The following is a 25,472-nucleotide window of genomic DNA, read 5'->3' on the forward strand; positions in this document are numbered from 1 at the left end:
TGGCTTTTTACGAATTGCTGAAAAATATTTATCAAATTGTCTAATCGGTTGTTTTTATGCATGGTTTTATAAAAGTGACCAAGCAAGAATTTGAGGCGGTGTATTCTAGCAGTTTTCTAGCGACTGCTCATAACGAACCTGCGATAAATTTTGCTTAAAAGATTATTGCTAAAGAAACTTGCGGGCTTTCAATAAAAATCAGTAACATTTCGTGGTGGTACTGAGCAATAAGGCGGTTTATGATTAAGTCAGCTTTTATGATAATAAGAATGAATTTGTACCATCAAGCGGCCAGTTATAATAAATAATGCCAACAATAAAAATAACCCATTAGGAGAATACAATGAGTATCGACTTTAAAGCTGCTAAACAAGAACTACTAAAGCTCAAAGAAGAATATGAAACCCGTATCAATAAAATCGAAGACCATATTCAAAACCCGCAAGATGACCTCAATGAGCATTGGGAAGATCAAGCCATCTCTTATCGTCAAAACGATATGCGCACAAATTTAATGGGCGAAGCGCGTCAAAGCTTAATGTATGTCGAAAACGCGCTAAGCCGTATTGAAAACGGCACTTATGGTGAATGTGAAGTCTGCGGCGAGAAAATTGAAGCGCAACGCTTAAAAGCATTACCTTACGCCACGCTTTGCATGGACCATGCTGAATAAGCCTCAATCGCTACTATTAAAATAGCCTTTTATCTAGCAGGCGCATACCAAGTATCAAGCGCCTGCTGCCATTGCTGACAACGCATAGCGATTTTCTGCAATGGCAAATCCATAATATCCCCAACGACCGCCACATAAGCAATTGGTAAGCCTGACAATTCAGTAATATTCTCTGCGCTCAACCCGCCAATTACACAGATATCAATCCCTTGCTGACAGCCCTCAATGAGCTGCTGGCGTGAGATGACATTGGCATTGGGTTTGGTATTTGAGGCAAAAATCGCCCCCATCGCGGCATAACTTGCACCCTCTTTTTTGGCTTCTGTGACTAAATCTACATCGCCATGACAAGTGCGACCAATAGTCTGTTCAGGTTTTAAATGACATTTGGCATCATCAATATCACCATCTTGCTGACCTAAATGCACCCCAACACCAAGCTTTTCGGCAAGCTCAATGTCATCATTGATGACAACTGGGACATGATGGCTTTTTGCCAAGCTCACTATTTGCGCCGCTTCATTATAGAGCTCTGCTGCGCCATTTGCCGATTGTAAGGTTTTTTTACGGCGGATTTGTAATAGCGCTATTAATCCTGTCGCTAATGCGGCTTCTAATTTAGGATATAAAACTGCAAACTCATCGTCATTAGTGAGTAAGTATAGTTTTGGAGCTCGAATAACAGCCAATGCTTGAGTCATATCATTTTTCCTAAGACACACCCTAAATTTGACACAATAAAAAGGCTGTTATATTGCATAACAGCCTTTTTGATAAATACTAAAGCAGTAAGCTTACACTGTACGGCGAGTCGCCAAGCTGTTTAGAATGTTCTTAGCATCACCCCAGCGCGTTGCTGAACTGTTCGCGCCTAAAATCACAATAATCGCAGGACGATTATTAACGCGGGTTTCCATCACCACGCAACGACCAGCTTCATTGATAAAGCCTGTCTTTGAGATACCAATTGGGTAGCTGCCATCACGCACTAGGCTGCTAGTATTATTCGCTTTGTAAGTACGGTTGCCGCTTGAAGCGTTAGAAACGTAAAAGTCATAGCTTTTGGTTGTCGAAAAACGACGAATCACGTCATAGTTACCAGCAGCACGAACCATTTTGACCAAATCATTTGACGAAGCAACGTTACGCTTATCAAGACCCGTTGGATCACCGAAGAACGCAGTGCTCATACCCAAATCTTGGGCTTTACGGTTCATGGCACGTATAAAGGCGCTATAACCGCCTGGATAATTACGCGATAGACTTTTGGCGGCTGGGTTTTCTGATTTCATCAATGCCATTAACAGCATCTCAGCACGGTTTAGACGGTCGCCTGACTTTAGGTTTGAGCTGGCGCGTTTAGGACCGACGAAATCTTCTGGCTCAAGGGTAAGCTCTTCACGCATGTCAAGACCGGCATCTAGCACTACCATTGCCGTCATGACTTTGGTGATACTGGCCATTGGACGAGCAATATCAGCATCTTTTTCGTAGATAGATTCGCCCGTTTCCGCATCGATAACCGCGACACTGCGCGAATCAGTGCTGATTGGAATCATACTGCTGCTACCAAAACTGCCACGATAGCTAGTATTATAATTATTGGTAGTATTGTTAAAGCTATTATTACTACTACCAAAACTATTGGTATTGGTGATATTAGTGGTACCAAAGCCGCTATCTACTTTCTTTATCGTAGAGCCACTATTACTATTATTGGCTTTGTACATAATACTGCGAGCTTCAGACAGGTTGTCGGCACCGCCCCAGCTCACACGAGCACTAGACTCTGAACCAGAACTACCATTAATCGTAAGTGCGGCTTGTGCGACACTGCCCAAACTCAAAGAAATCATAGCAGCGATTAATTGCTGTTTGGTTAATGGTAGTTGCTTCATTATGCCTCCTGCTGTCGCGCTGCCATTAGTTAGTAAATCAGTTACATACTAACTAACTGCAACCACGTACGTAGCGTTTGTGGATGTGTTTGTAGATACTCACATAGAGTTTTTGTATTTTTAGTGTATCATGGTTTGCATTTAAGTTTAATCTACTAAATCAATTAGATGTCATTTTTTAGCCACATTCAAATTTTACTACATTTACTTTATATTACAGCAATATTTATTAACATTGGCGCAATATAGCATTACATTTAAGCTTATAAGTGCTTAATTGCAAAGTTAATATTAAAATATGATGCTTAATATAAGTGCTTTTGTTAGCTAATAGTTAGCTGATACATTTATAATAATTAATATAACGGCTAATATAAGAACTAACTAAAATTATCTAAATAACTTAAGATTAGCAGTGCACCCTTTATTCTGACCGATAGAAAAGAGTATAACGATGATTCGAGTATTAGTAGTAGATGATCATGATTTGGTGCGGATGGGTATCAGCCGTATGCTGGCAGATAGTGCCGATATCGAAGTGGTCGGCGAAGCAGATAGCGGTGATATGGCGATTAAACTGGCCAAGCAGCTGCGTCCTGATGTGATATTGCTAGACGTTAATATGCCAAATATTGGCGGGCTCGAAGCCACCAAACGCTTGGTTCAGCTAGATATGGGCTTCAAAATATTGGCCGTCAGCAGTATGTCGGCGCAGCCTTATCCTTCTATGCTTATCAAAGCCGGCGTCAATGGTTATATTACCAAAGGTACGCCGCTTGATGAGATGATGCGCGCGGTGAAAAAAATCTATCAAGGTGGGCGCTATTTTAGCCAAGACGTCGCCGAGCAATTGGCTGATGTACTCCTATCTGATAATGCTAAATCGCCTTTTGACTTATTAAGTGACCGCGAAAAACAAGTCGCCATGATGGTAGTCAACTGCCAAAGTCCGCAGCAAATCGCGGATCAGTTATTTGTCAGTGTTAAAACCATAAATACCTATCGCTATCGCATTTATGAAAAAGTGAATGTTGATAGTGATGTGAAACTGACACATTTGGCGATTCGCCATGGTCTCATTCAACCGTAAGTCAATCAGCACATTCAGTACCTCTGCTTTCATTACGGCCAACTTATAAAGGCTTTAGAGCCAGTAAAAACCTTAACGCTTATCAAACTTTAAAGCCTATGAAACCTCTAAAGCCTGTGCCATCGTCAAAATCTAAGCAACATGAGAAATCTGCTATTAGCGTTATAACGGCCATTACGGATTATTTACAGCGCGATGATACTTTACCTTTGCCGCAACTGCGTAGGTTGGGTTTGATCTATAGCAGCTATCGCTTCGTCGTTAGCCTATTTTCTATGCTGATGGTCTATATCACGGTTCGCTCTAGCGATGGCTCATCATTGCCAAGCTTTTTACAGCAAACCGCGCTCAGCTTTTATGTATTATTAAGTTTAATTCTGCTTGGTTTATTTTATGTGGTGACCAAGCATTTACGGCGACAGCTGGCTTTTGGCTTAGTGGTAGATGTCATTATTTTAAGCTTACTGCTTTATACTGCTGGTGCGCCTGATTTGCAGTTGACCATGCTATATATGGTGGTGGTTGCCGCCAGCTTTATGCTCCTGCATAGCTCGCAAGCGCTTATTATTACTCTACTTGCCATTATCTTTGTTATCTATCAGCAGTTTTTTTATGCTATCGCTAATAGCATGAATTTGACAAATTTAGGCGATGCCCTACTCATGTCTGCCAGTTTTTTGGCAGTGGGTGGTTTAAGTTGGACAATCTCGCAGCGCTTGGTACAGGTTGAAAAAGTAGCCGCCAGCCACGCCAAAGAAGTCGAACGCCTTAACGTGATTAATCAAGAAGTCATTGCACAAATGGCCAATGGGGTCATCGTTATTGATTCTAAGCAGGTGGTTTTAGCCAACCTTGCGGCCTATCAACTGCTTAGCATTTCAAATTCTTCTCTACAAGCCGTGACAGAGGCTACTAACACAAACGATAGGTTAAACAGCTCGCCAAGCGATATCGCAAATAATGGCTCAAGCAAAAATGATGACCACACCTTATCTGACTTTCAGCAGCAGGTACGCGAACAGCACCTACAGCTATTTGATGCCTGTTTATCGGTAGAAACTGGGCAGTCTCGCACTTTTATCTATGAGTTACCAGCCGTTGCTAATGTTTCCGTCGTTGGCAAGCTGCGTGTCGAAATCATTCCGTTAAAAGATGACAGCAAGCTTATCATATTAGAAGATTTACGCCGTGAACAAGCCAGTGCCCAGCAATTAAAATTGGCATCATTAGGACAGCTAACCGCCAGCATTGCCCATGAAATAAGGAATCCTTTAGCCGCAATCTCCCAAGCCAGTCAGTTATTAATAGAAGATATTGAAGAAAACCAAATAACACATGACGATACAAGCGCAACTGAGGAGATGGCTGGCAACCATGAACTTTATAAAATAATATTCATGCAAACAAAACGCGTCAATCGCATTATTGAGGATGTCTTAAAGCTGTCTCGTCAGCAGACCGCCAACCAGCAAATGATTGTCCTTGCTGATTGGATGCCAGTATTTTTAGAAAACTACTTTCAAGGTCACGATGTTTTTTTACACATCAAGACGCAGCCGACCATCTCATTTGACACTCACCAGTTAGAGCAAATTCTTATTAATTTAATTAACAACGGCTTACGTCATAGTAGCTATGCTCACCCTCATGCTGTTGTGGAAATCGAGATTTATTGTGCTGACAACGATGTTATAATCGACATATTAGATGATGGTACCGGCGTTAATACGGCGGATTTAAGCCACTTATTTAATCCATTTTTTACTACTGATAAAGCTGGCACAGGTTTGGGATTGTATTTATCGCAAGCATTTTGTGAGGCTAACCACGCACGCCTGCTTTATATTCCGGAACATAAAAAAACCTGCTTTCGATTGATTGCCCCCGCCATTCATAATGAAGCGATTGATAACTGAGACAAAGCGCTTGCTGAATAATTACGCATACCTATAAATGCCATACGCGCTAATATTGACAATTTATAAAACTCGTTAAGATTATTTTTTAATACCTTGTATTACTTGAAGACAATGAGATGATGTATGACCACAACCGCACTAGTCGTTGATGACGAAGTAGATTTATGCCGCTTGATGCAAATCACGCTGACCAAGATGGGCATCAAAAGTGATGTGGCCTATACTTTGTCGCAAGCCAAAGCCTATTGGCAAGAAAACGACTATGACTTTTGTTTAACCGATTTAAAATTACCTGATGGTTCAGGGTTAGAGTTGGTTAAGCATATTAGCACCAGCTCAACGACGCCCATTGCGGTGATTACGGCACACGGCAGTATGGATTTGGCAATTGAGGCGTTAAAGCTAGGCGCTTTTGATTTCGTTAATAAACCGCTTGAGCTGCCGCGTTTGCGTCAATTGGTTGAAAGCGCCCTCAAGGTTATTCACCAAGATAATGCAGCCAAATTGACACCAGAGCGTTCACCTGAGCAGCAGATGCTCGATAGCCGCTTGATTGGCGACTCAGCGGTCATGCAACCGCTAAAAAATACCATTTTAAAATTGGCGCGCTCACAAGCGCCAGTTTTTTTATCAGGGGCATCAGGAACAGGCAAAGAAGTGGTTGCGCGCTTGATTCATGATTTGAGCCCGCGCCGAGATGGCAGCTTTGTGCCGGTCAACTGCGGAGCGATTCCGTCTGAGCTGATGGAGTCGGAGTTTTTTGGTCATAAAAAGGGTAGCTTTACCGGTGCTGTTGCTGATAAACAAGGATTGTTTCAACAAGCCAATGGCGGCACGCTATTCTTAGATGAGGTTGCCGACTTGCCATTGGCGATGCAGGTTAAATTACTGCGCGCTATTCAAGAGAAAACCGTACGCGCAATCGGTGATACCAAAGAACTACCGGTCGATATTCGCATCTTGTCGGCAACCCATAAGGATTTAAATCAGCTGGTTCAAGCGGGTAATTTTCGCCAAGATTTGTATTACCGCATCAATGTCATTGAGCTTAAACTACCAACGCTGAACGCGCGGCGTGATGATATTCCTGTATTAGCCAAGCACTTTTTGACACTCATCGCCGATGAATGGCAATTGGATTCGCCACCTTTACTGACTGAGGCTGCTTGCGCGCGCCTGCAACATCATGACTTTGCCGGTAATGTTCGCGAGTTACGTAACGTCCTTGAGCGCGCGATAACCTTAGCGGAAACGTCGACTATTGATGCCAGTCATTTAGGTCTACCTGATTTAGATAGTCATGAAGAAATGGTAACCTCTGCCAGTCAAAATATTAGCGCTAATAAAGTGACAATCTCGAACGCTTCTCTTTCAAATAAAAGGGAAAGCCTAGTAGCGGACTCAATAAAAGCCGATTCAATAAAGAGCTATGTAGAGACAGACAGCACGCAACAAGCAAAAGCCAATATACATCCTTATCGAACCACGACTCAGCATTATCCTTCGATGAGTACAAGCCCAGCGAGCAAGCGCTCAGCAGAAAATGCTGTAAAACTTGCCGATGCTGATAGCTCGGTGGTTAGTAATTTAGAGGATACATTAGAAGATAAAGCTGATGAGCAAGAAAGTGTAATTAAGCCAGTGGATACAGAAAATATGACCGCTGGTCAATTACCCGCTCAAGGATTAGAGCATTATCTGCAAGAGCAGGAAAGACGGCTTATCATTACGGCACTTAAGCAGACAAACTGGAATAAGACCCAAGCTGCTGAATTATTAGGTACGACTTTCCGTTCGTTACGCTATCGTATGAGCAAGCTAGAGATTGCTGAAGATCAATCTGAATCGTAAATATAGAGTAGGTTAAAGCTCAGGCTTAATTTAAACTCTACTGCAATCAAAGTTTATCTTTGGCAGTTGGTTTTTCAATCACATGATCGATGACCGTATTGTTTTGAGTGACTTTCTTTTTGATAGCTTTATTCTTAATAGACTTATCTTGCTTAGCATTGCTTTCTTTTTGTGCCTTACGCACAAAGCGAATACCCGACGGCAGTGCCTGCTGCCTGAGTAAATCAAGCGCCTGTTGCTCCCATGTACTCTGATTCCCTAATAAAGTCACATCAGGTGCTACCCCAACTCCGTCTATTTTTTTACCCAATGCCGTCATATAATTGGCAACCGTCAGTTTGACCGCTTGCTCGTCATTGAGCGGTATGACTGACTGTACTGAGCCCTTGCCGTAACTTACTTCGCCCAAGATAGTAGCGCGCTTTTGCGCTTGCAAGCTGCTAGCTAATACCTCGGCGGCGGATGCTGAATATCGATTTTGCAAAACTACCACGGGCAACGCTTCTAATAATGCTGCGCCTTGCGTCGATAGCGTGCGCGAATCACTTTGGCGACCTTTTACTTGTACCACATCGGTATCAGTCATAAACAAACTGGCAACGCTTACAGCCGACGCCAATACGCCGCCTGGATTATCACGCATATCTAATAATACTCCAGTGATAGGCGCATCTAATTCAATCAAACTTTGCAGTAATTTCTCGCGGCTATTGTTTTGAAAGGCGGGCAATCTAATAATCGCCATACCGTCAACTAGCCGAGTTTCAATAATTTGCGGATGATTGTTATTGCGCTGTAAAGTCGTGCTGTGTTTACGGCGACCTGCTTTTGATGTCACCACATCCACTTGCGTGCCAGCAATTCCTGTCAGTAGTTGCTCGATATCATTACTTTCTTCCTCTTCACCAAGCTTAAACTCATCCACTTGATGCAAATAATCACCAACGGCAATGCCCTTTTTATCAGCAGGTGAGCCATCTATAACCTCCGTAATCACCCAATAACCTTCTTTTGGCTGATACTGAACTTTGATACCGATATCACCGACATCGCCTTCGGTAAAAGCACGCAGATTCTCATACGCTTCTGCATCCAAAAACTCAGCATGGCTATCAAGCTTGGTCAACATACCACTCATGGCATTGTTAAATAACTCTTCATCCTTTACCGCGTCAACATATTCGCGGCGCACCAAATCAACGACGGCAACAAAGGTTTTTAGAGTTTCAGGAGAAATGGCATTTAATGACACCTGAGCAACTTCTGCTGGAATATCTGTATTTATAACATTGGATTCACCATTTAAAGCACTTTCATCAGCCACAGCATCTATTGAGTCATCGACTTGGTCGGCAGATTCCAGCATATCGGCAATATCTGATAAATCGTCCTCGCCATTGTTTAAGGGCACATCATCGGCATTTAGACTGATTAGCTTTACACTTGCAGTAGGGCTTTTGCCAGCAGTATTATCGATTTTGCCGTTAATGTTGCTAGCCGCCTGCGCAGATATATTGATCACGCTTAAACCCAATAAGCTTGTAATAAGCACTGGCTTTAATACATAAGAATTAATAAATTTAAAGCTGAAAGACTGAGAATTAATAAACTGGGAACTCATCGATGATGTCATCGTTGGATTTTTCAATTTTCTAAACCTCAATAAAGATAAAGTGCTAGTTGGACGCATAAAAGAAATCACTCCAAAAAATTGGTTCAATTTTTGTTTTTATAACTTTTTAGACTTATAACGTCATTATATGGGTGTTTATGATTATAAGGTTATTATTGAATAATATCTTCTAAAATAACATCAGGCTGCTATCTACAACTAGGATAGTCTTGCAAGTAACTTATGCGAAATGTATCGGGCAAAAGGTATAGGAAACAATGTATCGAAAACAAGATAACAAAAACTATAAAAACAGACGTAAAAAAAGGGAAAGATAATCAATATCTTCCCCTTTTTATCATGCTTAGCGTTACTATTACGCTGTTAAAGCATCGACCTTAAGCATTAATACTATATGAGCGTATTATTATGCTGGAAACAATAAATTTTCACCAGTCATCTCATCTGGCTGCTCCATATTCATTAACGCCAAAATAGTTGGCGCAATATCACTGAGCTTACCGCCGCTACGTACTTTTAGTTTTTTCTCACCGACATAAATCAGTGGCACGTGTTCAGTAGTGTGTTGAGTATGCACTTGACCACTTTCATAGTCTTGCATCTGCTCACAGTTACCATGGTCAGCAGTGATGAGCATATCACCGCCAGCGGCACGCACTGCTGCCTCAACGCGACCAACGCACACATCCAACGCCTCTACCGCTTTAACCGCTGCATCAAAGATACCTGTATGCCCGACCATGTCACCATTGGCATAGTTGACTACTAATACATCATATTTACCTGACTCAATGGCAGCAACCAACTCATCCGTGACTTCAGGGGCACTCATTTCTGGCTTTAGATCATAAGTGGCGACATCGGGAGATGGGATTAAAATCCGTGTTTCGCCTTTATACTCTTCCTCACGGCCACCACTAAAGAAAAATGTCACGTGCGCATATTTTTCAGTTTCGGCGATACGTAGCTGGGTTTTATCTTTATCCTGCAAATACTCCCCAAGCGTATTGGTCAACGAGGTTGGATAATAAGCAATGCTGGTTTTTGGATTGTTTGCTAGAACGTCAGAGTATTTGGTCAACATCACAAAAGCGGCAAGCTTTGGCTGTTTATGACGGGCAAACCCCGAAAATTCATGGTCTGGAAGTACAAAGGCTTGCGCAAGCTCACGGGCACGATCGGCACGGAAGTTCATAAAGATAAGCGCATCATTATCATCAACGGTATATGGCACCTCATCGCGACCAATAACGATTGTCGGATTGATAAACTCATCGGTTTCGCGTGCTTTGTACGCAGCTTGCACCGCACCATCTGCACGCGTCGCTAAGCGATCGGCTTTACCTTCGGTGATAAGCTCATAGGCTTTTTGGACGCGATCCCAGCGATTGTCACGATCCATCGCATAGTAGCGCCCGATGATACTGGCAATCTGTACGCGACCACCTTCGTAATGGGCGTTGAGCTTCCCAATATGCTCCCGTAAGCGATTGATATACTTATCAGCAGACTTTGGTGGCGTATCACGGCCGTCTAAGAAGCAGTGAACAAAAACGTTTTTGGCACCGTGCACCAATGCTGAGTGACACATTGCTTCGATATGGTCTTGATTCGAATGAACGCCACCATCTGATAACAGCCCCATAATATGAACGTTGCCGCCAAGCTTATTAGCGGCCTTAACCGCATTGACTAAGGCTTCGTTTTTATAAAACTCGCGATTGGCCACTTCACTTGAGATACGGGTTGAATCTTGGTAAAGAACGCGACCTGCGCCCAAATTCATATGGCCAACTTCTGAGTTACCAAACTGACCATCTGGTAGGCCGACATCTTCTCCCGAAGCAGATATTAACCCATGCGGATATTGCTGATAAATCTTATCCAAGTTTGGCATATTGGCGGCAGCAATCGCATTATCCTTATCGTCTTCACGGTGCCCAAAACCATCTAATATCATTAAGACATGCGGCACTTTTTTATTTTGCTCGCTATTGTGTTTATTATTGAGCTGGGCCTGACTATCGTCGATAAATTCTGATTGTTGCTGGTTATGGGTCATGGATTACCGCTCCTCAAGTGGATGAACGCCTATAATGCTATATTAGGGTGTTTAAAGCCCTCTATATTACCACACATCTCCAAATAGCTGAAAAATCGCCCCTTTAAGCCCGTCATTAAGGGTTTTAAGCACCTTTATCTGATAGAAAGTGCGCTTAAAACTCAACATCAATAATGCTAATAACTACACCTACGTAGTAATCTGTAAATCGTACTTGCAATCATTCAAGCCATTGGTTAAGATAATTATATTCTGAAGTGTTGGCTAGTAGATGTTTATTCCCTGAGCCGATAATGCTTTACCAGGATGTGGTACCTATTGCTTCATTGTGTATGCCTGCACCGCTTGCGGTGTCTCAGGAAACCTGCAGAGGCAGTGACGCATCCGCCCTGAACTTCACGGTTCATGGGTCACCATCTTACGGCGGCACTTCGGTTGTTTCATTCAGTTATTAGCTATTCTATTTATAAACCTTAACTTTATAAAAATAGTATTTAACGATCAAAAGCCCCTTTTGTCATTGACGAAAGGGGCTTTTCTTATGTTTAATTACCTACTACTTATCGATAAATCAATTATTCATCATTGGCAGACTTGGTGATTTTTTTCACATCTTTCGGAATGGTCTTTGCCGTACCATCAACGGTGGTATGCTGTTTAAACACATCGCCGAATGGGTTTTGCTGTTGCTGACCAAACGGGTTCTGGTTATTCATACCACCTGCGCCACCAAACGGGTTTTGACCGCCCATGCCGCCAAATGGATTTTGTCCGCCGCCCATTTGTCCACCCATCTGCTTAGCCATCATTTCCATCATTTTTTGCTGATTATTCATGACATAATTATTGGCAAAGTCTTTGAGCTTTTTCTGCACTGGCGGCAATATCACCAACAATGCTAATAAATCACTTAGCACACCCGGAATGAGCAGCAGGATACCCGCGGCTGCCATGGCGACACTTTTAATCATGGTTGATTCTTGTGGACGCATCGCAGGATTCATCATGCCGCCCGCTTTCATCTGCTGTGCCATTGGATTGAGTGCTGCCATACCCTTACGCAGAAGGGAGATGCCGATGACGGCGGCGATAATAAACCACATAAACACCCACCAACCGCTCATAAATTGAGCAAGCAAATACCACAGTAGCATCTCGATAATAAACCAAACGATGGCAATACCAACTATCTGACCCATAAAGTGTCGTCCTATAAGATAAAATCTAAAAAATTAAGCGCCATGCAAATTAAAATGGCTAACATATGATGTATATGGGGATTGATTGCTATACTATCAAACTTAAGGCTGATTTTTAAGCCATAAAACAAAATGTAAGCAAGACGGAATACTATGGCAATTATTATCGGGATTGATCCGGGTTCACGCATGACCGGTTATGGCATTGTTCAACAAACGGGTGACAAACTGACGTATATAGACGCAGGTACCATTCGTACGGATACCAAAGAGATGCCTGAGCGCCTAAAACGTATTTTTAATGGCTTAACGCGTATCACCCAGCATCATTTAAAATATGCCGACGAGCCCATTTATACCGCGATTGAACAAGTATTTATGGCAGAAAATCCGGACTCAGCGCTTAAACTTGGGCAAGCACGTGGTGCAGCCATTGCTGCCATGGTCGCCTTGGATTTGGAAGTATCAGAATATACGGCACGCCAAATCAAACAAGCCGTTTGCGGCTATGGTGCAGCGGCAAAAGAACAAGTGCAAGAAATGGTCTGCCGCATCTTGGCTTTAGATGTCGTGCCACAACAAGACGCCGCTGATGGTCTTGCCTGCGCCATTTGTCACGCGCACTCAAGTCACTCCATGAACAAGATTCTGCTCAACAGCTCAATGCGCGGACGTGGTGGCTCTAAGAAAAAAGGCCGCTGGCGTTTGACAGAAGAAGACTTAGGCAATTTGCGTTAAAGCAATTAGGTAATTTACGTTAACTCAGTTAGGCAAACCACCATAAAAAAACACGCGTCCAAACGGCGCGTGTTTTTTTTGTTTCAACCCTCTAAGCTATTTGTCTATCGCTTCATTATAATAATAAAAACGATTAATCAACCTATTCTGCTACGGCACTCTCAATCACCGCATCCAACACATAAGCATACTCTTCGCCTTCTTCTGCTTTCTCTTTGTCATCTAATGGGTAACGCTGTAAACGCAGCACTTCATTATGCATGCCATCATGCTGATAACCATCAATTTCACCTGTAAATGCTGCCCACTTACCTTCACTGCTTTTAATACCTTGGTCATCATAAGTAATCGGTTTTACTTGTAAACACATCTCTAAGCTATTATGAGCACACGCTATTTTCTTAGCGTTTATTGCCCAAAATACGGTTTCCCCTCTACTATTATATTTGGCTTGTGGAGTGAGCTTACCTTCCCAAACTAACGTTGCTGCATCGCTAGTGACTTGGGTCAATATTGGCTTATCACTCTTAGGATTTACATCTTTAGGTCTATCGTTTTTAGAATCGTCATTTTTAGAACTACTATCTGTCACTAACGTTAATTGACTCTCACCTTGCATCAGCTGACTTAAATTATTTTCAGCCTTATCAAGTTCACCGCATGACATTTTAGTACTCATACCGTCTTCAATAGTAAAAGTATGACCTTGCAATTGGTAAGCCGCGCTCATGGTATTGCAGCCAACACTATAGCTTAAGGTATTCTCGCCTTGATATTGGCTAAAAGATAAGCGCACTTGGTCTTTAATATCTAGCAGCATATTTAATGGCTGTGCAGCTTTATCGGTTGCGGATATCAGTGTCCAACGATAACGTGAAAGGTTGTCTATCATCTGTTCTTCAACGCTCATCTTATCTACCTTAGTTGTATCATTTTCTATAGTAGCATCAGACGTACTATCACTATTATCGGCTGCGTTAGTGGTCGTATTAGCCCCCTCTTCTTGTACGCCATTTTCATTCGGCACAGAATTATTTTGACAAGCACTCAAGGCCAAACTTGCTGCTAAGATACTTGGCAATAGCGCGAATCTAGAAAATGAGGTGATGAAAGATAGCGTTGTGAAAGATGATGTCATGACCGTCATACCTTGTGGTTAAAACCTTTTAATAATCCACTTTTGACAAGATAGGGAGTGATTATATCTATTTTCATAAAGTGTTCATAATTTGACCACTATAGCGCCGATGATTGTTGTGATTGTAACGAAGTGTTTAATTTTATATATCGATAGTAACTGTTATTGTTGATTTTTCTGATCGAAACATTGGATTAAAAAAGCCTTGGGTAGCTAAGAATCATATCGGCTACTCAAGGCTATCAGCTGTATTTACTTCTAGATTTGCAAGATTTTACTGACTTTACTCACTTTCGTGAGCAGGTTTGGCTTTTGCCATATTTTTTATGCTAAAACGTTCGTTCATCATTTGATAAAAACGCGCCAGATTTTCACCTTGCTCATTCGGGTTAACCTTGAGTATTTTGCCAAAATCCAAGCCAAGATACAGTACAATATCTGCAAAACTTAATTGATCGCCCACTAAGTAATCATGACCTTTTAAGGCATTTTCGAAATAGAGCAATGCTTTAACAGCGCGAGCGATAGATGGCGCCACAAACTCTGGCACTTGTTCAACCCGCTGGGCTTTAGAGGGATGACTGTGCTGAAAAGCGAGCATAAAATTATACAGCACTTCAAACTCAGCAATGCGGCGCATAGAACATACTTGCGCACGTTGAACCACATCATTACCCATGACCGAGCGCTCACCATAGACACGGTCTAGATATTCGCACACGGCTTGTGAGTCATTGAGTACCGTACCATCATCTAATGTCAGCACCGGTACGGTTTGCATAGGATTTATTTTGGTAAACTCATCGGACATCTGCTCATTGGCAGCAAAATCAATATCGATCACATCGAGGTCATCCATATCATCCACATCGATGCCTTTTGAAGCCAATAAAATAAGCGCTTTACGCGGATTGGGCGCAGTACGGGTGACGTATAGTTTTTTCATGGCAAACTCCTTGTAAGGTGATCTCAAAAGCGACTCAGCGCTGATATATTTTATTATGATTCTTGTATAATAGCGTATGGATAAGGTTGTCAATGCGCTATATAACAGTTGTAGCTTACGCTACTTATCATAGCAAAACCTTCTCAAGCTTACTGTTTTGATAAGAAGGGAAAAAGTAAAAACTGAAAAATACAAAGCCCTATAACCTTAAGTTATAGAGCTTTTCATTTTTAATCAATTACAACTACCCTTTATTTATTTGTTAGGCGCAGGTGTAGTACGTAAATAAGGCTTAATTTCTGTGTAACCTTTTGGATATTTGGCAGCGATATCTTCGTTTTTAACGCTTGGTGGAATGATTACATCATCACCATCTTTCCAATCTACTGGCGTTGCGATGTTATATTCATCCGCCAATTGAATAGCGTCAATCACGCGAATGATTTCGTCAAAGTTACGACCACAGCTAGCAGGATAAGTCAATGTTAAGCGGATTTTCTTGCTTGGATCAATAATAAAGACGCTACGTACGGTATGCGTGCTGTCTGCATTTGGATGCATCATGTCATACAGCTCAGCGACTTCTTTATTAGGGTCAGCGATGATTGGGAAGTTTAGCTCAGTACCTTGAGTCTCGCCGATATCTTTTGCCCATGCATGGTGGTCATCGATACCATCAACAGAGATACAAATTGGCTTCACACCGCGCTTTTGGAACTCGCCATTTAGCGCAGCAGCACGACCAAGCTCAGTGGTACATACTGGGGTAAAATCTGCTGGATGTGAGAAGAAAACCACCCAGTTATCGCCCGCCCATTCATGGAAATTGATATCACCTTCAGTAGTGGTTGCGTCGAAATTTGGTGCGGTATCGCCTAAACGTAAATGTGCCATGCTTGATTCCTTATTTATGATTGTGATGAGCGTTAGTATTTATTAATACCTAAAGGTATCTATGCGCTCTATTGTTATAAGCTTACCTAGTTATAAACGTGCTCAGTTAATACTACACAATAACTCAAAGCACGTCAGCAAAAACGCTATCCTATCTTAGCAAACTGGTTATGAATGTCTTGTGAGGGATTGTAATGCGCTTATGCCATTTATTACTAAGTGCATAAGTTTACAGTTAAGAGAGTAACTAAATTACCATTCCTGCGTCCCACAAACAAAACTCGCCAAACTTACCTTTTTTACTGGTACCACCAGCGGCACGTCCCGCATCTGTTAATACAAGCTCACCCTCTTGCTCTTGTACATAACCAGCGGCTAGCAATTTGTCATTTAACTCTTGGGTTTTAAAGCCAAGCTCTTTAGCAAGCTTTGCGGTTGTCAACTTTGAGTAATTAGGCGCCGCCATTTCTGCAGTAGGCTTAATCGCTACATTAATATCAGAATTGGCGTTAATATTGGTATTATTAGAAGTGGCTTTATCGTCAGCCGCACCTTCAGATCCAGTCACCTTTTCAAGCGACATGCGCACTTCATCACTAATACGAATGATACGTTGGGCTTCCTCATAAGTATCGGCATAAAGTTTGGCATCTTCATTACGGTAAATGAGCACACCCATTTCATTATTATTCACCTGACTAAACTCATAAAGATTCAAACTGGTAATAATGCACTCATTTTCATTTAAATAGCATTTCGCATGGAGATTTTTACAAAAGCTGGTACGAATAAAAGTCAGATTTTTGAGCCAGTTGATTTCTTCAGGTTGTAAATCATTCTTACCATAAACGATACGAATATCAATTTTTAAGCGATTCCGATCTTCTAACAGCTCTTTAATACGATCATTTAGTTTGAGATAAGGGCTAATAATAATCAGCCTATCAGACGCATTTTTAATCAGTTCTTCTAAATGATAGGTTGTACCGCTACTGTTCAAAAACTTTGCCATGATTGCACCCTTAAACCTTACGATTAAAATTTATATTTATTCAAAAAAAAGCCCATCCCTAGCGTACTAGAAATGGGCAAGCTTGCAAACCACTATTGTTCAGCAATAGCTTAAATAAATATTAGCGGTGCTAACCTTTATCAATTAAGCGGGTTTATAGCTATCACGTAGGCTAACAACTTGGTTAAAGACGGGCTTATCACTGCTATGATCTTCACTATCAGAGATAAAGTAACCTTCACGCTCAAACTGGAAACGCGTGCCAGCGTCGGCATTGGCAAGTGATGGCTCAACCACCGCTTGCAGCTCAATCAATGAGTTAGGATTTAGTGCTTGATGCACGTCAGCGACGCTACTTGGGTCTTCAGCACTAAATAACTGCTCATACATACGCACAGTAGCGGGGACGCCTTGGGTGGCTGATACCCAATGAATAACGCCTTTAACCTTGCGACCTTCAGGATTATTACCTAGTGTTGCAGAATCAATCGTCGCTTTTATCTCAACCACATTACCAGCGTCATCTAAGATATGCTCAGTCACTGCCAATACATAAGTATTACGCAGGCGAATCTCATTCTTTTCTGGTGATAAACGCTTATAACCTGCTGGCGGCTCAATCTCGTAATCGCCTTGGTCGATATACAAAGTCTCAGTGAAAGGAATCTCGCGCTCGCCCATATCGACATTCGGATGGTTTGGCTGGGTTAACCATAGCGTTTGCGAATCATCGTCAAAACGCGCATTAACGCTATCCGCTTTTTCAGTTTCCCAACTGCTGACCGCTTTCGCAAAGTTAGTAATAGTCACTTTTAATGGCTTGAGCACTGCCATACCACGTGCAGTAGTCGTCTCTAATGACTGACGAATACTAAACTCTAATAAGCGAAAATCAACGACGCTGTCTACTTTGGTTACACCCACACGCTCACAGAAATCACGTAAACCCTCTGGCGTGTAACCACGGCGACGCATGCCAGCAATCGTTGGCATACGTGGATCATCCCAACCGCTGACGATATTTTCATCAACCAGCTGCTTTAATTTGCGCTTACTGGTCATGGTATGATCGACATTTAGTCGGCTAAACTCGTACTGGTGCGGCGGTACGTCGAAGCCAATCTTATCAACCGCCCAATCATAAAATGGACGGTGATCTTCAAACTCCAGCGTACATAGTGAATGGGTAATGCCTTCGAGTGCATCAGAGAGCGGATGGGCAAAATCATACATGGGATAGATACACCATTTATCGCCCGTTTGATGATGCGCTTGATGCATAACGCGGTAGATAACAGGGTCGCGCATGTTCATGTTTGGGCTTGCCATATCTATATTGGCGCGCAAAACAGCTTTACCTTCCGCAAACTTGCCATTTTTCATATCATTAAAGAGGGTCAAGTTTTCTTCAACACTGGCATCACGATGTGGTGACGCTGTGCCTGCTTCATTAAATGAGCCACGGTTTTCTTTAATCTGCTCAGGCGACTGCAAGTCTACATACGCATCGCCCTGCTCAATCAACTGCACTGCCCAAGCATGAAGCTGGTCAAAGTAGCCTGACGCATAGTGTGCCTCTCCTGCCCACTCAAATCCCAGCCATTTAACATCGTTTTTAATATTATCAATGTAGTCTTGCTTTTCTGCGGTCGGATTGGTGTCGTCAAAACGTAGGTTACAAACACCACCAAATTCTTCGGCGACACCAAAGTTTAGGCAAATAGATTTAACGTGCCCCAAATGCAAGTAACCATTTGGCTCTGGTGGGAAACGCGTCACGATTTGGGGGTATTTTTGCGCCTTGACATCATCACGAATGATATTACGAATAAAATCGTTTTTTTGTTCGTCTTTTTGTGCATTGTTGCTTGAGTGCTCACTCATCGGGCATTGCTCCTAAAGCAAATTATCAGTTCATGCTACGTGCCATCACCCAGCATGGAAAATTCAGACCAAATCATTAAAAACAGGTTATTAAAAATGATAGTAAAAAGGTAAAGTTGCGTTATTCTATCAGCTTTTGCAAAGGCATTAACAGCCTGATACATGACACGAGATAAAAAAGCCGTTAGACTAGCCATAACTTTTTAATCACCAACTTTTTAGCCACCACTTAACAGCGTCATTTTAGGCGCTGCAATCAAGAAGGAATATCACATGGTAGACATGCCACCAGTAGTAGAACTTGACACCAGTATGGGTGCGATCGTTATCGAACTCAATGAAGAAAAAGCACCAAAAACGGTTGAAAACTTTTTAAACTATGTAAAGTCTGGTCATTATGATGGTACGATTTTCCATCGCATCATTGACGGCTTTATGATTCAAGGCGGCGGAATGGACGCTGAAATGAATGAAAAAGCGACCAATGCGCCAGTTGAAAACGAAGCTGATAACGGTCTAAAAAACGACGCTGGTACGATTGCAATGGCGCGTACGCAAGATCCACATTCAGCAACCAGCCAGTTTTTCGTTAACGTAAAAGACAACGATTTCCTAAACCACTCTGGCAAAAACATGCAAGGTTGGGGCTACACTGTATTTGGTAAAGTAACAAGCGGTATGGACGTCATCGAAAAAATGCGCGGCGTACCAACTGGTCGTTTCGGCATGCATGCTGATGTGCCAAAAGAGCCAGTGGTTATCAACTCAGCAACCATCATCACCCAGTAATCATTCTTCAATCGCCATTACTCAGTAGCGATGAGTCAGTAAAAGTGATGAGTCGTTACTGTTTAAAGTTACGAGGATAAGGATAAATGCAAAGTTTTGACCATCTAATTACCACCCGCCCTCATGAGGTGCGGCAAGTATTGATTAGCGATTTGCATTTATCTCCTGAAGAGCCTGCCTTAGTGCAGGCTTTTTTGGCGCTGCTTGATGATTGCCTTGCCCTACCATCGTTCAAGCGCTTATTTATCTTAGGTGATTGGTTCGAGGTATGGCTCGGTGATGATTTTTATTTATCGTTATCAGAAGATGAGCGTCAAACCCATTGGCTAACCCCGCTTATCGTTAAATTAAAACAATTACGTGTGGCCGGCTGTGAGATTTTGGTCATGCATGGCAACCGTGATTTTTTGTTAGGTCAGCCATTCTGTAGCCTATTCGGTGGTGAGCTTATTTATGAGCCGTACACCTTAGCGGTTGGACAACAAAGCTATCGCTTAGAACACGGCGATGCGTTATGCATTGATGATAAGAAATATCAGTTTTTTCGAAAAATCATGCGTAATCGTTTGACCCAGTGGTATTTGCTGAATAAATCGCTAGAAAAACGCTTGGCTATCGCCGATAAAATGCGTAAAAAAAGTCAGCAGAATAATGCCAATAAAGATGCTTACATCATGGATGTCAATGAAGAGGCTGTGATACAAGCAGTGGTTGGTAGCGATGCTCTACTACATGGACATACTCATCGTCCAGATATTCATAAAACCATTCACGACAAAATACGCTATGTACTTGGTGATTGGCGATTATTAGATAGCGACACACGCCAGCAAAAAGTCAGTGCGGTGATTGGCGCGGTGATAACAGATGAAGATTCAGAAATTAATAATGCTGAGTTTAGACTATTTGAGTTTAATATATTGTTTTAAAGCATATCATGCTAAATAAAAAAGAGTCTGTTCAAATGACAGACCCTTTCTTTGATTACCTAAAGCATTACGAACTTATAAAATAATACCTTTAACTCTAAGGCATCAATTTAAAAAAGTGCTGACGATAGTGCTTTAGCTCACGAATAGAATCGCGAATATCATCTAACGCTAAATGACTACCGCCTTTTTCAAAATTTCTTAAAATATCAGGACGCCAGCGGAAGCATAACTCTTTAATCGACGACACATCAAGGTTGCGATAATGGAAGAAGCGCTCTAGCTCAGGCATTTGGCGCGCCATAAAGCGGCGGTCTTGGCAAATGGAGTTACCACACATTGGTGACTTGCCACTATCGACCCATTTATTGAGAAACTTAATGGTTTCAGCTTCGGCTTCTGCCAAGGTCACGGTACTACGGCGCACACGGTCAACCAATCCTGACTGGCCATGTTGCTTGGTATTCCAGTCATCCATTTTATTTAACACTTGATCTGATACTTTAATGGCAAATACAGGCCCTTCGGCAAGGACGTTTAAATCTTCATCGGTCACCACGGTCGCTATTTCGATAATCTCATCGTTTAAGGTATCAAGTCCGGTCATTTCTAAATCAATCCATACCAGCCCTTTTTTACCTTGGTTTCTGATTTTAATCTTATTGGGATGGTCATCGGTACTCATATCTTGTCCTATGGTTAATAAATTTTGGAACAACTTGTGAGCAATGTTAGCCAATTAAACTAACTATAAAATGGTCATGCTCAAATCATATATTTTGCGCTTGGTTGGCTATAATGTCTAAAACATTACAAAACCACTATCTGCTAGCGGCGCTTTAGGCTGTATGTTAGCAAATTTTCACGCTACACTTAGCAATATTTTTCTAATAGGTCACAACCCATGGCATTAATCCGGCAACGCAAACTGACTAAACAGCAGATTCGTCGCATCGACAAACAGCAGCTTGACAGTCAAGACAGCATCGATGACAGTTTGATGGATGGCGTGGTCATGGCGCATTATGGTAAGCAGCTAGAAGTACAAGTGACTAGCTTGCCGGCAGTAATTCCCATGCAGCCGGAGATTGCGCCGGATGATCCTGAGCCGTTTTGGCAAGAGCTGGCGTTAGGTGATATTTGGCGCTGTCATGTGCGTACCAACTTACCGATGCTAGCAGCGGGCGACCAAGTGCGCTGGAGTGCTGACCCTAATACTGGTTTTGGACGTATCGAATCGGTCAAGCCACGCACTTCTCTGGTCTCGCGTCCTGATCGCTATCATAAGCTAAAACCCGTCGCTGCCAACGTTGATATTTTGGCAATTGTATTTGCGCCATTGCCTGCTGCGGCGCCGACGCTCATTGACCGCTATTTGGTCGTTTGCCATCATGCCGGTGTCAAGCCGCTATTGGTACTTAATAAAGCTGATCTGCTGGCGCAAGAAAACGGCGTCGATACCAATGAGCTACTCGCACAGTATGCAGCCCTTGGTTATGAGAGCGTGCTCACCTCGGTCGCTTGTCCTGAAAATATTGCTGATAGCGATGAGCAAGAAGGGCTCGATGAATTAAAACGCTACATCGATAAAAAGCTGGTTATTTTTGCTGGGCAATCAGGCGTCGGTAAAAGCAGTCTCATTAATGCCCTACTACCTGAATCAGCACAGAGCGTCAATATAATCTCTGAAAACTCAAAACTTGGTCAGCATACCACCACCACCAGTCGCTTATTGCCATTTAATCCAGACGACTTAACCCAAGGCGGTATTGTCGATACCCCCGGTATTCGCGAATATGGCATTTGGCATTTAACCCCTGATGACATCATCTCAGGTTTTGTTGAGCTTGTACCACTGGCAGGTGATTGCCAGTTCCGCGATTGTCGCCATACGCATAACAGCAAAGGCTGCGCCTTATGGCAAGCAGTGGCTGACGGCGTGGTATTACAGCGGCGTGTTGAAAACCTGGTAACGCTACGAGAAGAGGCGGATACTAAGCCTTATTAGCAGAATTAGCAGATGTGTCTAAAGGTTATTGATAAGGTAACGGCGAAGTCATCGCCCGTTTACTATAGATGACCTTATCGGTATAATAGCGCCTTGTTCACTATCGTTGGGCTGTATTCTCAGCTTAACCGAACACTTATTTTTTTGGAGGTATGGTTTGGATCGTGCGCTGGAATTTGTGGGCAACCACCCGTTTTTATTTGGTATATTAGCCGTACTTGCCGTGCTGTTTTTTGCTATTGAAAACAAACGTAGTGGCAGAAAAATATCGCCCAACACCTTGGGCATGATGGTTAACTCGCAAAATGCGCAGCTGATCGATATTCGCACCAAAAAGAAATTTGAAACCGGTTATATCCAAGGCAGCCGCAATATACCTTTTACTGAACTCAAAGACCGCATTGAGGAAATTCGTGCGATTGAGCACCCAGTTATTATCATCTGCGATATGGGCATACAGGCAGGCGCGGCAGTACAAATGATTGGTAAAGACAGTGTCTATCGCCTAGAAGGCGGTATCGGCGGCTGGCAAGGCGCTGGTATGCCATTGGTCGGGATAAAAGATGCCAAACCTAAAGGCAAAGCCAAGCCAAGTTTGCATAAGTAAGACAATAGATTAAGCTGTGATTTCAATCATGCTAATAGCTATACAGTCTTAGTAACCTGCAGCGTTAATCAAAAAGATACCTCTTTAAAAGGTGTCTTTTTTTATGCGCTAATGATGCTACCGTCAGCGCTTTTCAGCCAATACTGCTTGAATTTGAGACAACCATCCCCACTTTATACTGAGCAGCAGCAAATATAGCTGATATTTACGTATTAATAACGGATTGTATTAATGACTACCCTATAATTTCTTCATCTCATTATTTATCATATTACTTATAATAAAACGATTCACCCATAAATTTATAATTAAGGATTAACCATGACTGTCTCTGTGCAAGTTTATACCACCCCTATCTGCCCATACTGCTCAAATGCGAAGAAATTATTGCAATCTAAAGGCGTTGATTATGAAGAAATCGGCATGCATGACATCAGCCGTGAAGAGCGCCAAGCATTGATGCAAAAAACCAATAATTATCGTACTGTGCCACAGATTTTCATTGGTGATACCTTTATCGGTGGTTTTGACGAGCTCAACCAAATGAACCAACAAGGCAAGCTTGACGAGCTATTGGCGGGTTAATTTGCTATCTTTTTTTTACGGTCTGTTTTTATCTAGTTTAGTCTTTTTTATCTAGGTAAAAATGGACTGCAGCAAAGATAAATCGTCTGGCTAAAAGATCAGCTTGCCAAAAAAAACAACTGGCTAAGAAACATCAAGATAAAATCTCAAATCTTAATCTCGATTTATATTACAATGATATGTTGTTACAATAACAGTTTGCCCCATTATTTGATTAACTTTTAGAGGAATTACCATGGCTGAAGAACAAGCACAACCACAATTGGCACTAGAACGCATTTATGTAAAAGACATGTCACTCGAAGTCCCAGGCGCGGGCGTATTCACCAAAGAGTGGAACCCTGAGCTTGATATCAATCTATCAAGCAATGCCGAAAAACTGGATGACGATCATTACCAAGTGGTATTAACAGTCAGTGTCAATGCTAAAAATGCTGAAGAAGCGGCATTTATCGCTGAAGTTCATCAAGCGGGTATCTTCTTATTAAAAGATATCCCAGAAGACCAAATCGGTCAGATTCTAGGTGCTTATTGCCCGAATGTGTTGTTCCCGTATGCGCGTGAAGTGATTAGCGACATCGTCACACGCGGTAGCTTCCCGCAGTTATTGCTTGCACCAGTCAACTTTGATCAAGCATACGCGCAAAGCCAGCAGCAAGCCCAAGTTGATGCGCAAGGTAACGCGTAAGCCTTAGCAGGATAAAGCATTAGTTTATCAATACCTAAAAGCCGTTTACTTGTCTAAGTAAGCGGCTTTTTTTATGGACATTTTTTAGCGTTTATTTTAACCATTAAAAAACCCTGCCGCTTGTTATAACAAGTAGCAGGGTTTTTAGTGTGACTGTTAATCGACAAGCTCTATCAGCAGCTATAAAAGCCTTAGCCTTTTAGTGCAGATAGGATTTGCTGTTTAACATCATCAATGCCTTGGGTGCCATCGAATTTGTCATATTTAGGCGCATCGCCGCCCTCAGCCGCTTTATCTTGATAGAAACCAACCAAGGTTGACGTCTGCTCATGATAAGTCGCTAGACGGTCACGAATGGTCGACTCTTTGTCATCTTCACGCTGAATCAATGGCTCGCCCGTCACATCGTCAATACCTTCTTGCTTAGGTGGATTGTGGTCAATATGATAAACACGACCAGAACCTGCATGCTGACGACGACCTGATAAACGCTTAACGATTTCATCATCAGGCACGCTAATTTCAATCACATGGTCAATCGCAACATTGGCATCTGCAAGCGCTTGGGCTTGTGGAATGGTACGCGGGAAACCATCTAAAATGCAGCCGTTGACACAGTCAGGCTTAGCGATGCGTTCTTGCACGAGGTTAATGATCAAATCATCAGAAACCAAACCACCAGCGTTCATCACGTCTTTGGCTTGTTTGCCAAGTTCAGTACCTTCTTTGATTGCGGCACGCAGCATATCGCCCGTTGAGATTTGCGGGATATCATACTCTTTAGAGATGAACTGGGCTTGGGTGCCTTTACCGGCGCCTGGTGGACCTAGCAAAATAATACGCATCATTACACGACTCTCCTTAATGGATAGGATTTTGGGACTAATAAAACTTAGGGATTGGTGGGTTGCAGAGCTTACCTTACCTTG

23 protein-coding genes and 1 other RNA gene are annotated in these 25,472 nt (G+C 42.4%); 12 read left to right on the plus strand and 12 right to left on the minus strand.

What is annotated here, in order from left to right:
• Window positions 1–343: 343 nt before the first annotated feature.
• Window positions 344–673 (plus strand): TraR/DksA family transcriptional regulator, encoded by a 330-nt coding sequence (locus AC2FA3_RS07110; protein WP_201547053.1) that lies wholly within the window; start codon window positions 344–346, stop codon window positions 671–673.
• 29 nt (window positions 674–702) lie between these two features.
• On the opposite strand, the gene AC2FA3_RS07115 is transcribed toward AC2FA3_RS07110, so the two are convergent.
• Together AC2FA3_RS07115 and AC2FA3_RS07120 are read right to left on the minus strand one after the other, a co-directional pair.
• Window positions 703–1,374: a thiamine phosphate synthase gene (locus AC2FA3_RS07115; protein ID WP_490508982.1), complete on the minus strand. Its 672-nt coding sequence runs from the start codon at window positions 1,372–1,374 to the stop codon at window positions 703–705.
• Window positions 1,375–1,467: 93 nt separating this feature from the next.
• Window positions 1,468–2,571: a serine hydrolase gene (locus AC2FA3_RS07120; protein ID WP_490508983.1), complete on the minus strand. Its 1,104-nt coding sequence runs from the start codon at window positions 2,569–2,571 to the stop codon at window positions 1,468–1,470.
• 454 nt (window positions 2,572–3,025) lie between these two features.
• On the opposite strand from AC2FA3_RS07120, the gene AC2FA3_RS07125 reads away from it, so the two are divergent.
• The 3 genes from AC2FA3_RS07125 (at window position 3,026) to AC2FA3_RS07135 (ending at window position 7,431) form a co-directional block, all read left to right on the plus strand.
• The gene (locus tag AC2FA3_RS07125) at window positions 3,026–3,661 is read left to right on the plus strand and encodes a response regulator (protein WP_490508984.1); all 636 of its coding nucleotides are present in this window, start codon (window positions 3,026–3,028) and stop codon (window positions 3,659–3,661) included.
• 98 nt (window positions 3,662–3,759) lie between these two features.
• Window positions 3,760–5,577, plus strand: a complete 1,818-nt coding sequence (locus tag AC2FA3_RS07130) for a sensor histidine kinase (protein ID WP_490508985.1) — start codon at window positions 3,760–3,762, stop codon at window positions 5,575–5,577.
• 126 nt (window positions 5,578–5,703) lie between these two features.
• A complete protein-coding gene (locus AC2FA3_RS07135; RefSeq protein ID WP_490508986.1) occupies window positions 5,704–7,431 on the plus strand; it encodes a sigma 54-interacting transcriptional regulator in 1,728 nt (575 codons plus the stop codon).
• A gap of 46 nt (window positions 7,432–7,477) precedes the next feature.
• Here AC2FA3_RS07135 and AC2FA3_RS07140 read toward each other — a convergent pair whose 3' ends face one another.
• Both AC2FA3_RS07140 and gpmI read right to left on the minus strand, forming a co-directional pair.
• On the minus strand, window positions 7,478–8,953 hold the full coding sequence (locus AC2FA3_RS07140; protein ID WP_490508987.1) for a S41 family peptidase: 1,476 nt from the start codon (window positions 8,951–8,953) through the stop codon (window positions 7,478–7,480).
• 517 nt (window positions 8,954–9,470) lie between these two features.
• Entirely contained in the window at window positions 9,471–11,126 is a 1,656-nt protein-coding gene (gene gpmI, locus AC2FA3_RS07145; RefSeq protein WP_490508988.1) for a 2,3-bisphosphoglycerate-independent phosphoglycerate mutase, read from the minus strand.
• A 246-nt stretch (window positions 11,127–11,372) separates the two neighbouring features.
• Here gpmI and ssrS point away from each other — a divergent pair.
• A non-coding RNA gene (gene ssrS / locus AC2FA3_RS07150) (6S RNA) lies at window positions 11,373–11,568 on the plus strand.
• 133 nt (window positions 11,569–11,701) lie between these two features.
• Here the strand turns inward: ssrS and AC2FA3_RS07155 are convergent.
• Complete coding sequence (locus AC2FA3_RS07155; protein ID WP_490508989.1) at window positions 11,702–12,325, minus strand: FxsA family protein; 624 nt, start codon at window positions 12,323–12,325, stop codon at window positions 11,702–11,704.
• Between the two features lie 153 nt (window positions 12,326–12,478).
• On the opposite strand from AC2FA3_RS07155, the gene ruvC reads away from it, so the two are divergent.
• Window positions 12,479–13,063, plus strand: coding sequence for a crossover junction endodeoxyribonuclease RuvC (ruvC, locus tag AC2FA3_RS07160; RefSeq protein WP_490508990.1), 585 nt, complete (start codon window positions 12,479–12,481; stop codon window positions 13,061–13,063).
• 142 nt (window positions 13,064–13,205) lie between these two features.
• On the opposite strand, the gene AC2FA3_RS07165 is transcribed toward ruvC, so the two are convergent.
• The 5 genes from AC2FA3_RS07165 to AC2FA3_RS07185 all read right to left on the minus strand — a co-directional run bounded on the left by AC2FA3_RS07165 (window position 13,206) and on the right by AC2FA3_RS07185 (window position 18,937).
• Window positions 13,206–14,201, minus strand: coding sequence for an META domain-containing protein (locus AC2FA3_RS07165; protein ID WP_490508991.1), 996 nt, complete (start codon window positions 14,199–14,201; stop codon window positions 13,206–13,208).
• Between the two features lie 283 nt (window positions 14,202–14,484).
• Window positions 14,485–15,147: a glutathione S-transferase family protein gene (locus AC2FA3_RS07170; RefSeq protein WP_490508992.1), complete on the minus strand. Its 663-nt coding sequence runs from the start codon at window positions 15,145–15,147 to the stop codon at window positions 14,485–14,487.
• Between the two features lie 255 nt (window positions 15,148–15,402).
• On the minus strand, window positions 15,403–16,041 hold the full coding sequence (locus AC2FA3_RS07175) for a peroxiredoxin (protein ID WP_149488964.1): 639 nt from the start codon (window positions 16,039–16,041) through the stop codon (window positions 15,403–15,405).
• A 247-nt stretch (window positions 16,042–16,288) separates the two neighbouring features.
• The gene (locus AC2FA3_RS07180) at window positions 16,289–17,053 is read right to left on the minus strand and encodes a phospholipase D family protein (protein ID WP_490508993.1); all 765 of its coding nucleotides are present in this window, start codon (window positions 17,051–17,053) and stop codon (window positions 16,289–16,291) included.
• Window positions 17,054–17,197: 144 nt separating this feature from the next.
• Window positions 17,198–18,937 carry a glutamine--tRNA ligase/YqeY domain fusion protein gene (locus AC2FA3_RS07185; protein ID WP_490508994.1) on the minus strand — a complete coding sequence of 580 codons (1,740 nt, stop codon included), beginning with the start codon at window positions 18,935–18,937 and terminating at the stop codon, window positions 17,198–17,200.
• A 273-nt stretch (window positions 18,938–19,210) separates the two neighbouring features.
• On the opposite strand from AC2FA3_RS07185, the gene AC2FA3_RS07190 reads away from it, so the two are divergent.
• Together AC2FA3_RS07190 and AC2FA3_RS07195 are read left to right on the plus strand one after the other, a co-directional pair.
• A complete protein-coding gene (locus AC2FA3_RS07190; RefSeq protein WP_490508995.1) occupies window positions 19,211–19,726 on the plus strand; it encodes a peptidylprolyl isomerase in 516 nt (171 codons plus the stop codon).
• A gap of 86 nt (window positions 19,727–19,812) precedes the next feature.
• A complete protein-coding gene (locus AC2FA3_RS07195; RefSeq protein WP_490508996.1) occupies window positions 19,813–20,655 on the plus strand; it encodes a UDP-2,3-diacylglucosamine diphosphatase in 843 nt (280 codons plus the stop codon).
• 97 nt (window positions 20,656–20,752) lie between these two features.
• Here the strand turns inward: AC2FA3_RS07195 and orn are convergent, their stop codons facing one another.
• Complete coding sequence (gene orn / locus AC2FA3_RS07200; protein ID WP_201625098.1) at window positions 20,753–21,340, minus strand: oligoribonuclease; 588 nt, start codon at window positions 21,338–21,340, stop codon at window positions 20,753–20,755.
• Between the two features lie 219 nt (window positions 21,341–21,559).
• Between orn and rsgA the strand changes: the two genes are divergently transcribed.
• The 4 genes from rsgA to secB all read left to right on the plus strand — a co-directional run bounded on the left by rsgA (window position 21,560) and on the right by secB (window position 24,543).
• Complete coding sequence (rsgA, locus tag AC2FA3_RS07205) at window positions 21,560–22,663, plus strand: ribosome small subunit-dependent GTPase A (RefSeq protein ID WP_490508997.1); 1,104 nt, start codon at window positions 21,560–21,562, stop codon at window positions 22,661–22,663.
• A gap of 157 nt (window positions 22,664–22,820) precedes the next feature.
• Window positions 22,821–23,270 carry a rhodanese-like domain-containing protein gene (locus AC2FA3_RS07210; RefSeq protein ID WP_201546911.1) on the plus strand — a complete coding sequence of 150 codons (450 nt, stop codon included), beginning with the start codon at window positions 22,821–22,823 and terminating at the stop codon, window positions 23,268–23,270.
• Window positions 23,271–23,591: 321 nt separating this feature from the next.
• Window positions 23,592–23,855, plus strand: a complete 264-nt coding sequence (gene grxC / locus AC2FA3_RS07215) for a glutaredoxin 3 (protein WP_201546920.1) — start codon at window positions 23,592–23,594, stop codon at window positions 23,853–23,855.
• Window positions 23,856–24,090: 235 nt separating this feature from the next.
• Window positions 24,091–24,543, plus strand: coding sequence for a protein-export chaperone SecB (gene secB / locus AC2FA3_RS07220; RefSeq protein ID WP_149488954.1), 453 nt, complete (start codon window positions 24,091–24,093; stop codon window positions 24,541–24,543).
• A 191-nt stretch (window positions 24,544–24,734) separates the two neighbouring features.
• On the opposite strand, the gene adk is transcribed toward secB, so the two are convergent.
• Window positions 24,735–25,391: an adenylate kinase gene (gene adk / locus AC2FA3_RS07225; protein WP_490508998.1), complete on the minus strand. Its 657-nt coding sequence runs from the start codon at window positions 25,389–25,391 to the stop codon at window positions 24,735–24,737.
• Window positions 25,392–25,472: the final 81 nt, after the last annotated feature.

The organism is Janibacter sp. CoH_79_TC_3 (assembly GCF_058197955.1).